Here is an 8,115-nt window from a genome sequence, read left to right on the forward strand (position 1 = left end):
AGAACCGGCAGCGCGCGCCAGGCCCGCGCGACCGGGGTGGCCGCCCCGCGGATCGCGGTGGCCGCCCCGCCGATCGCGGTGGACGCCCCGCGGATCGCGGCGGCCGCCCGGCCGAGCGCCGCGAGCCCGGCGCGGATCGGGGCGGCGAACGGCGCCGCAGCGGTCCGGTCGCCGGCCCCGAGGTGATCCGCGTCGAGCGGCTCCCGCTCGCCGGCCCCCGCGACCGGCCCGGGCACGCGCAGCCGCCGCGCCCGGCGTCCGCGGCGCCCTCCCAGCACGGTCGCGCACCGGGGTCCCATCCCCCGGGTCCGCGGCGCCATCCCCGGCGCTGACGCCGGAGTCCTGCGGCGCGATGTCGCGCCCGCCCCACGACCACCGGAAGAACCGTCGGCCCGGGCACTTACGCCTGCGCTGCGCCGGCCTGCCGCCGCCGGTTCGGGGCGCGTCCGGGACGCCCCTGGTGGTACCATGCCGCCGCTTTCCCCCGAAAGCGCCGCGCCGGCACACACCCCGGCCCGGAGCCCTTCCGCTGCAGAGGTCGTTCGATGCCGAAGCTCCTCGCGCTGCTGTCCTCCCTGAAGCTCGCCGTGATCCTGCTCGTGCTGCTGCTGCTCGGGCTCTCGGCGGGCACGATCATCGAGTCGCGGTCCGGCGTCGAGGTCGCGGGGCGGCTCGTCTACTACGCGCCCTGGTTCCTGGCGCTGCAGGCGCTGTTCACGGTGAACGTGGTCGCGTCGCTGGTGTCGCTCTTCCCCTACGGGAAGATGCGGATCGGCTACCTGCTCACCCACGGCTCGCTGGTGCTGATCCTGGTCGGCGCGCTCGTCACGTACTTCTTCAAGGTGGAGGGGACGCTGGGCCTGTGGGAGGGCCAGACCGGCAACGAGATCGACCAGGTGGAGAACGGCCAGCTCGTGGCGCGCCACACGCTGCCGTTCTCGGTCCGGTTGATGGACTTCCAGATCGACCACTACCCCGGGACCATGCGTCCGGCGCAGTTCCGCAGCTACGTGGTCATCCTCGATCCGCAGACCGGGGCCGGCACGCCGGGCGCGCTCTGGATGAACCACCCGCTGGAGGTCGCGGGGTACACCATCTTCCAGTCGAGCTACCAGCAGGAGAACGGGCGCGAGGCGTCGGTGTTCTCGGTGTCGAAGGACCCGGGCCAGCCCATCGTGTTCGCCGGCTACGTGCTGCTGGTGCTGGGCATGTGCGTGGTGTTCGGCACCCGCATCGTGCAGCGCCGCCGCGCCGCCGCGCTGCTGGCGAGCCTGGCCGTGCTGGCGCTGGCGCGCCCCGCCGCCGCCGCGCCCGACGAGGTCACGAAGGCCGACCTGGAGGCGCTGCGCCGGCTGCCGGTGCAGTACGACGGCCGCATCATGCCGCTCGACACCTGGGCGCGCGAGAACGTCTGGAAGATCACCGGCCGCCGCCAGTTCCAGGGCCGGGACGCGGTGGCCGTCGCGGCGCGCTGGCTGGCGAACCCGCAGGCCGCCGCGAACGAGCCGGTGATCGCGCTCGACGACGCCAAGCTCGCCGAGGCGATCGGGCTCTCCGGCGCCACGCACGCGGCGCTGGTGCAGGTGGCGCGCAGCCCGCAGTTCGGTCAGCTCATGCAGCAGGCCTCCGCGCAGGAGGCGCGCAACGAGCCGCGGCGCGGCGTCCTCGCCGACGTCGAGAAGCTCTACGAGCGCGCCCAGCGCATGGGCGACCTCATCTCGGGCGGCGTGCGCCCGGTGCCGGTGGGCGGGCCGGCGGAGGCGCGCTGGAACCCGGCGGCGCAGCCGGGGCTGCCCGGCCTGCTCGAGCTGGCCCGCGGGCCGCGGCTGGAGGGCTGGCCGGCGGCCGCCGCCATGGACCGCGAGGTCTCGTACAACGCCACGCGCCCGAGCCGCATCGCCTGGATCGTCCTGGTCGGCGCGCTGGTGGCCGCGATCGCGGGCTGGCGCACGCGGAACCGCACGCTCGACGCGGCCGCGGCGGTGCTGCTGGTGATCGGGTTCGGCGTGATGACCTGGGGGCTCGGCGTGCGCTGGGCGGTGGGCGGCCGGGTGCCCGCGTCGAACATGTACGAGTCGATGATGTTCCTGGCGTGGGGCGTGGGCCTGTTCGCGCTCATCGCGCTCGTGTTCATCCGCAACCGGCTCGTGCTGGTGAACGCGAGCGCCGGCGCCGCGGTCACCATGCTGCTCGTGGACCTGCTGCCGATGGACGGCTTCATCCACCCGATGCCGCCGGTGCTCACCGGCACGCCCTGGCTCGCCATCCACGTGCCCATCATCATGGTGAGCTACGCGGTGCTGGCGCTCGGGGTGATCATCGCGCACATGCAGATCGCGTTCGGCGCGCTCGCGCCGAAGCGCGAGGACCTCATCGAGAAGATGGCCGACCTGAACTACTGGTACACGATGGTCGGGTCGATCCTGCTCATCGCCGGCATCCTCACCGGCTCGATCTGGGCGGCGTCGTCGTGGGGCCGGTACTGGGGCTGGGATCCGAAGGAGGTCTGGTCGCTGGTCGCGTTCCTCGCGTACATGGCCATCCTGCACGCCCGCTCCGACCGGCTCCTCGGGCGCTTCGGCGTGGCGGCCTGGAGCATCATCGCGTTCCAGACCATCCTCATGACGTACCTCGGGGTGAACTACGTCCTCGGGACCGGGCTCCACGCCTACGGCTTCGGCGACTCGCCCATCGTGATCTGGATGGTCCTCATCGCGGCGGCCGAGATCGCGTTCCTGGCGTGGGGCGGCTTCGCCCAGCGCCGCGCGCAGGGGCGGCCGGGCCTGGCCGGGTAGCCCCCGATCACTTCACCCACCCGCACAGGAGACAGCCGATGCCCACCACCGCGGAGAACCTGAAGGTCGCGTTCGCCGGCGAGAGCCAGGCCAACCGGAAGTACCTCGCCTTCGCGAGGAAGGCGGAGAAGGAGGGCTACCCGCAGATCGCCCGCCTGTTCCGCGCCGCGGCCGACGCCGAGACCATCCACGCGCTGGCGCACCTCCAGAACATGGGCGGCGTCGGCTCGACGCTCGAGAACCTGCGCGAGGCGGTCGCGGGCGAGACCTACGAGTACACCGAGATGTACCCGCCCATGGTCGAGCAGGCCATCGCCGAGCAGCACAAGGCGAAGACCATGCTCGACTGGGCGAACCGGGTCGAGAAGGTGCACGCGACGCTGTTCGAGCAGGCGCTGGCGGCGCTCGAGTCCGGGCAGGACCTGTCGAAGATGGACGTGTACCTGTGCCCGGTCTGCGGCGACGTCGAGTTCGGCGTCCCCACCGAGAAGTGCCCGGTCTGCGGCACGCCGGCGTCGCGGTTCGAGAAGATCGCGTAGCCCGGCTCACCCCGGGGTCGCGGCGCCGAGCGCCGCGGCCCCGTCGCCGCGCTGGGCGCGCGCGGGCGGCGCGAGCTGCGCCCGGAGCGCGGCCACGTCGAACCAGAGCTCCTCGCGCGAGATCCGCTCGCCGCGCAGCTCGAACACGTGGAGCATCCGGAACGTGGCGCGCCCGGACCACCCGGCCAGCCCGCAGAAGCTCGCGTCGGCGACGGTCCCGGTCCACTCGGCCTCGTCCACCAGGAAGTCCTCGCCGTAGCGGCGCGCGATGGGGCGCACGCCCTCGCCGCGCAGGTCGGCGAAGAGCCGGCGGTAGAAGCCCCGGGCCGCCTCCTTGCCCGAGAGCGGCCCGCAGGTCGAGCCCACGCAGCGGTGCTGCAGGTCCTCGGTGAACGTGGAGAGCACGCCCTCGAGGTCGTCCTGCGCCTCCTGCTGGAAGTGCCGGTTCACCAGCCGATCCATCTCGTCCCGCGTCATGTCGCCTCCTCCGCCGGCCGCCTCCGCCGCCGCACGTGCGCCCAATCTCGCGCCCGCGCCGGCCGGCCACCATCCGACGGGCGTAGGGGCACGGGGCGGGCCGCCCGCCGCTGCACCAGTTGGAGCGGGCCCTGGCGGCGCGGCGGGCCCGGCGGCTATGGGGAGCGGCACCGGAGGCGCGGCGCCCCCGGCGAGGAGGGTGGGCCATGCCGGAACGCCGGAGCGTGACGGAGCGCGCGGAGCGGGACGTGGCGGCGCTGTGCCGGCAGGGCCTGCCCTGGACCACGCTCTGGGACGCCGCCCGCGGCCGGATCGCGGACGCGATCCCGTTCGAGGCGGCGGCGTTCGCGGCCACCGACCCGGCCACGCTGCTGCCCACCGCCGGCGTGCTCCACGAGCTGCCGGAGCGCTACTGCGCCGCCATCCTCGACAACGAGATCCGCGAGGACGACTACGACAAGCTGTCCGCGCTCGCCCGCGGGCCGCGGCACGTGGGCGTCCTCGGCGTGAGCACCGCCGGGCGGCCGGAGCGGAGCGCGCGCTTCCGCGACGTGCTCGCGCCCATCGGGCTGGGCCGGCAGGCGCGCAGCGCGTGCGTGGCCGGCGGCGGCTGCTGGGCCTGGCTCGACCTGTACCGGGAGCGCGGCCGGCCGGAGTTCACCGCGCCGGAGGCCCGCGCGCTGGGGCGCATCGCCGCGACGCTCGCGGAGGCGCTCCGCGCGTCGCTGCTGCTGGAGGGCGCGTCGGCGCGGGCGCCGGAGGACGCGCCCGGGCTGGTGCTGCTCGGGCCCGGGCTGGAGCGGGTCGCGGCGGACGCGGCCGCGGAGCGCTGGCTCGAGGAGCTGGGCGGGGCCGCGTCGGCGCCGCCGCTCGCGATCCAGGCGGTGGCCGCCGCCGCGCGCCGGCGCGACGAGGCGGGGGAGGCGAAGGGGCCGGCGCGGGTGCGGGCCCGCGCGCGCTCCGGGCGCTGGCTGACCGTGCACGGCTTCCGCCCGGCCGGCAGCCCGGGCGTGGAGCTCGCGGCGGTGATCGAGCCGGCCGCGCCGGTGGAGCTGGCCGAGCTGCAGGTCTGCGCGTTCGGGCTCACGCCGGCCGAGCGCCGGGTGCTGCAGCTCACGCTCCAGGGGCTGTGCACGAAGGGGATCGCGGCGGCGCTGGGCATCTCGCCGTACACCGCGCGCGATCACCTCACCCACGTGTTCGACAAGACCGGCGCGCGCAGCCGGGCGCAGCTGTTCGCGCGGCTCGCCGCGGCGCGCCCGCCCGAGCGCGCCCGCGGCGCCGGGCCCGGCGCGATCCTGGCCGGACCCGGCGCGCGCGAGGAGGCCTGACGGATGCGCCGAGGTCGGCGCGATCCGCGACCGCCGCCGGTGGGCGCGTGAGGCCGAGGGGCACGCTCCCCCGGAAGTTCCGCCGGATCGCGCCCGGCCGCACCCGCCGGACCTAGCACGCAGGGTTCGGGTCCTCGGGGCCGTGCGGCGCAGCGCCACGCTGAGCAGATCGCAGGCATGTCCCGCCGCGAGGCAGAGCCGCCTGCAGGCAGCGAACCCTCGCGAGAGGAGGCGACGGGCCGGGGTCCGGCCGATCCGCAGGTCTCGCTGCGCGAACAGTTCGCGAAGCTGGCCGAGAGCGTGCCCGGCGTCATCTGCTCGTTCCGGCTCCGGCCGGACGGCACGGCGTCGATGCCCTTCGCGACGCCCGCGGCGGAGGAGCTGTACGGCGTCTCGCGCCAGGAGCTCGCGCGAGACATGTCCGCCTGGGCGCGCAACGTCCACCCCGACGACCTGCCCGGCGTGATCCGGCGGATCGCGGCGTCCGCCCGGACGCTCTCGCGCTGGCACGACGTGTTCCGCTACCAGCATCCCACGCGCGGCCTGCGCTGGATCGAGGGCTGGTCGTCCCCGCAGCCGGAGCCCGGCGAGGGCGTGATCTGGCACGGGTACGTGACCGACGTGACGGCGCACAAGCAGCTCCAGGAACACCTGCGGGAGAGCGAGCGCAAGCTGAAGGAGGTCATCCGCGCCTCCGGCGGCGCCTACTTCGAGCACTCCGCCGACCTCTCCAGCGGCTTCACCACGCCCCGCATGGCGGAGGTCCTGGGCTTCGCGCCGGAGGCGCTCCCGGGCTGCCCGGAGCTCGTGCCCTGGCTGATGGAGCGGCTGCACCCCGAGGATGCGCCGGGCCTGGTCTCCGCGCTGGCCGCCTACGCGACGGGCAAGGCCGCCGAGCTCGAGCGCGAGCTGCGGGTGCGCGGCGGGGACGGTGGCTGGCGCTGGGTACGCCTGGTGATCACCGCGGTCACCCGCAGCGGGCAGCGCCCGGACCGGAGCGCCGGGCTGGTGTTCGACATCACGGAGCGCATGGACGCGGAGGCGCGGCTGGTCGCCGATCGCGCTGCGCTCGAGCGGCTGCACGAGGTGGCCGCCCGCCTGGTCGGCGAGGACGCGCTCCCCACGCTGCTCGAGGCGGTGATGGACGCGGCGCTGGCCGTGACGGGCGCGCGCATGGGGACGCTCCACATCCTGGAGGAGGGCTCCGCCGCGCTCCGGCTCGTGGCGCAGCGCGGGTTTCCGCCGGAGGTGGTGCGCTCGCTCGCGGGCGCGCCCGACGATCCCATCGCCTGCCCCGAGCGGTTGCGCGGGGGGGAGCGGCACGTCGTGGAGGATGCGCGGGCGTGCCCGTGGCTCGCCGGAACGCAGGCGCGGCGCCTGCTCGAGGACGCCGGCGTGCGGGCGCTGCAGTCCACGCCGCTGGTCGCCCGCGACGGGCGGCCGCTCGGGATGATCTCCACGCACTGGCGCGAGCCGCACCGGCCCGACGAGGTGACGCTGAGGATGCTCGACCTGCTGGCCAGGCAGGCCGCGGATCTCATCGAGCACCGCCGGCGCGAGCAGGCGCTGCGCGACGCGGACCGGCGGAAGACGGACTTCCTGGCGGTGCTCTCGCACGAGCTGCGCAACCCGCTCGCGCCGATCCGCAACGCGGTCTACCTGCTGCATCGCGTGCCGCCGGGGGGGCCCCAGGCAGAGCGGGCGAACGCGGTGATCGAGCGGCAGGTGGATCACCTCGCCAAGCTGGTGGACGATCTGCTCGACCTGAGCCGCGTGAACTTCGGGAAGATCGCGCTGCAGCGCACGGTGCTCGACGCTCGGGAGGTGGTGCGCCGCACCAGCGACGATCTCCGGCCGCTGTTCGACGAGCGCGGGCCGGCCCTGCACCTCGACATGGGCGATCAGCCGGTGTGGGTGGACGCCGATCCGACGCGCCTCGGCCAGATCGCGGGCAACCTGCTCACCAACGCGGTGAAGTTCACGCCGCCGGGCGGGCGCGTGGACGTGACCGTGCGCGGCGAGGCCGGGGCCTGCGTGCTGCGGGTCCGCGACACCGGCGTGGGGATCGATCCGGGTCTCCTGGAGGCGATCTTCGAGCCGTTCGCGCAGGCGGAGCGCACCCGCTGGACGGCGCGCGGGGGGATGGGGATCGGCCTCTCCCTGGTGCGTAGCCTGGTGGGCATGCACGGTGGGACGGTGGTCGCACGGAGCGAGGGGGCCGGCCGCGGCGCGGAGCTGGTCGTGACCCTTCCGCTGGCGCCGCGCCCCGGCGGCGTGGTCGGTCGCGCCGTGACGCCCACCGCCCCGCGCCTCGATCTGGTGCTCGTCGAGGACGAGGCCGACGGGCGCGAGACGCTGGGCGAGATCCTGAGGATGCAGGGGCACGAGGTCCGCCTCGCCGCGGACGGACGCCAGGGGGTCGAGGCCGTCCGGGAGCGGCGACCGGACGCGCTCATCTGCGACGTGGGGCTGCCCGACCTGAACGGCTACGAGGTGGTGGCACGCGTCCGCGCCCTGCCCGGTGGCGCTGCGACGTACGCGGTGGCACTCACCGGCTATGCGCAGCCCGAGGACGTGCAGCGCGCGCGCGACGCCGGGTTCGACGCCCACCTCGCGAAGCCGCCCGACCTCGACCAGCTCGAGCGCCTGCTCGCCGAGGCCGCCGCGCGCCGCGCTCCGGGCGCGGCGGCGCCGCCGCCCCCCTGATCCTCGGGCACGGCGCGCGATCCGCGACCACCGCAGCGTGATCGCGGATCGCGCGCGGTGCTCAGGGACAGGACAGCGCCGGGTTCCACTGCGCGAACGTGCCCGCCGGGTTGTTGCGCCAGACCCACACGTGCAGGTCGTAGTGCCAGGGCTCGCCGGGCCCGTGGCCCTCCATCGGCCCCTGGAACGCCTGGCCGAACAGGCTGGGCCGGGGCGGCACGTCGGCGGCGTCGGGCGGCGTGCTCCCGATCCACGGCGCGCCGTCGT

General features: G+C 75.4%; 6 protein-coding genes and 1 pseudogene. 4 read left to right on the top strand and 3 right to left on the bottom strand.

Translation table 11 applies throughout. From position 1 onward, the window contains the following. A partial coding sequence (locus PSR1_RS24085; protein ID WP_202813232.1) for a hypothetical protein occupies positions 1–236 on the bottom strand: 236 nt, incomplete at its 3' end. Between the two features lie 309 nt (positions 237–545). On the opposite strand from PSR1_RS24085, the gene ccsA reads away from it, so the two are divergent. Next, positions 546–2,795 (top strand): cytochrome c biogenesis protein CcsA, encoded by a 2,250-nt coding sequence (ccsA, locus tag PSR1_RS19765; protein WP_059439127.1) that lies wholly within the window; start codon positions 546–548, stop codon positions 2,793–2,795. A 38-nt stretch (positions 2,796–2,833) separates the two neighbouring features. Then, a complete protein-coding gene (locus PSR1_RS19770; RefSeq protein ID WP_059439128.1) occupies positions 2,834–3,334 on the top strand; it encodes a rubrerythrin family protein in 501 nt (166 codons plus the stop codon). Positions 3,335–3,340: 6 nt separating this feature from the next. Here PSR1_RS19770 and PSR1_RS19775 read toward each other — a convergent pair whose 3' ends face one another. Then, positions 3,341–3,811 carry a nuclear transport factor 2 family protein gene (locus PSR1_RS19775; protein WP_059439129.1) on the bottom strand — a complete coding sequence of 157 codons (471 nt, stop codon included), beginning with the start codon at positions 3,809–3,811 and terminating at the stop codon, positions 3,341–3,343. 206 nt (positions 3,812–4,017) lie between these two features. Between PSR1_RS19775 and PSR1_RS19780 the strand changes: the two genes are divergently transcribed. Beyond that, positions 4,018–5,142 carry a helix-turn-helix transcriptional regulator gene (locus PSR1_RS19780; protein WP_059439130.1) on the top strand — a complete coding sequence of 375 codons (1,125 nt, stop codon included), beginning with the start codon at positions 4,018–4,020 and terminating at the stop codon, positions 5,140–5,142. Positions 5,143–5,319: 177 nt separating this feature from the next. Continuing rightward, positions 5,320–7,848, top strand: coding sequence for an ATP-binding protein (locus PSR1_RS19785; protein WP_059439131.1), 2,529 nt, complete (start codon positions 5,320–5,322; stop codon positions 7,846–7,848). 61 nt (positions 7,849–7,909) lie between these two features. On the opposite strand, the pseudogene PSR1_RS19790 reads toward PSR1_RS19785, so the two are convergent. Continuing rightward, positions 7,910–8,115 (bottom strand): annotated as a pseudogene (locus PSR1_RS19790) (hypothetical protein); the annotation flags it as partial.

Source organism: Anaeromyxobacter sp. PSR-1, assembly GCF_000964525.1.
Taxonomy (GTDB): Bacteria; Myxococcota; Myxococcia; order Myxococcales; family Anaeromyxobacteraceae; genus Anaeromyxobacter.

Excerpts from the sequence above, each read along its gene's own strand:
- ccsA (WP_059439127.1), top strand. The coding sequence starts at position 546 with ATGCCGAAGCTCCTCGCGCTGCTGTCCTCCCTGAAGCTCGCCGTGATC.
- PSR1_RS19770 (WP_059439128.1), top strand. The coding sequence starts at position 2,834 with ATGCCCACCACCGCGGAGAACCTGAAGGTCGCGTTCGCCGGCGAGAGC.
- PSR1_RS19775 (WP_059439129.1), bottom strand. The coding sequence starts at position 3,811 with ATGACGCGGGACGAGATGGATCGGCTGGTGAACCGGCACTTCCAGCAG.
- PSR1_RS19780 (WP_059439130.1), top strand. The coding sequence starts at position 4,018 with ATGCCGGAACGCCGGAGCGTGACGGAGCGCGCGGAGCGGGACGTGGCG.
- PSR1_RS19785 (WP_059439131.1), top strand. The coding sequence starts at position 5,320 with ATGTCCCGCCGCGAGGCAGAGCCGCCTGCAGGCAGCGAACCCTCGCGA.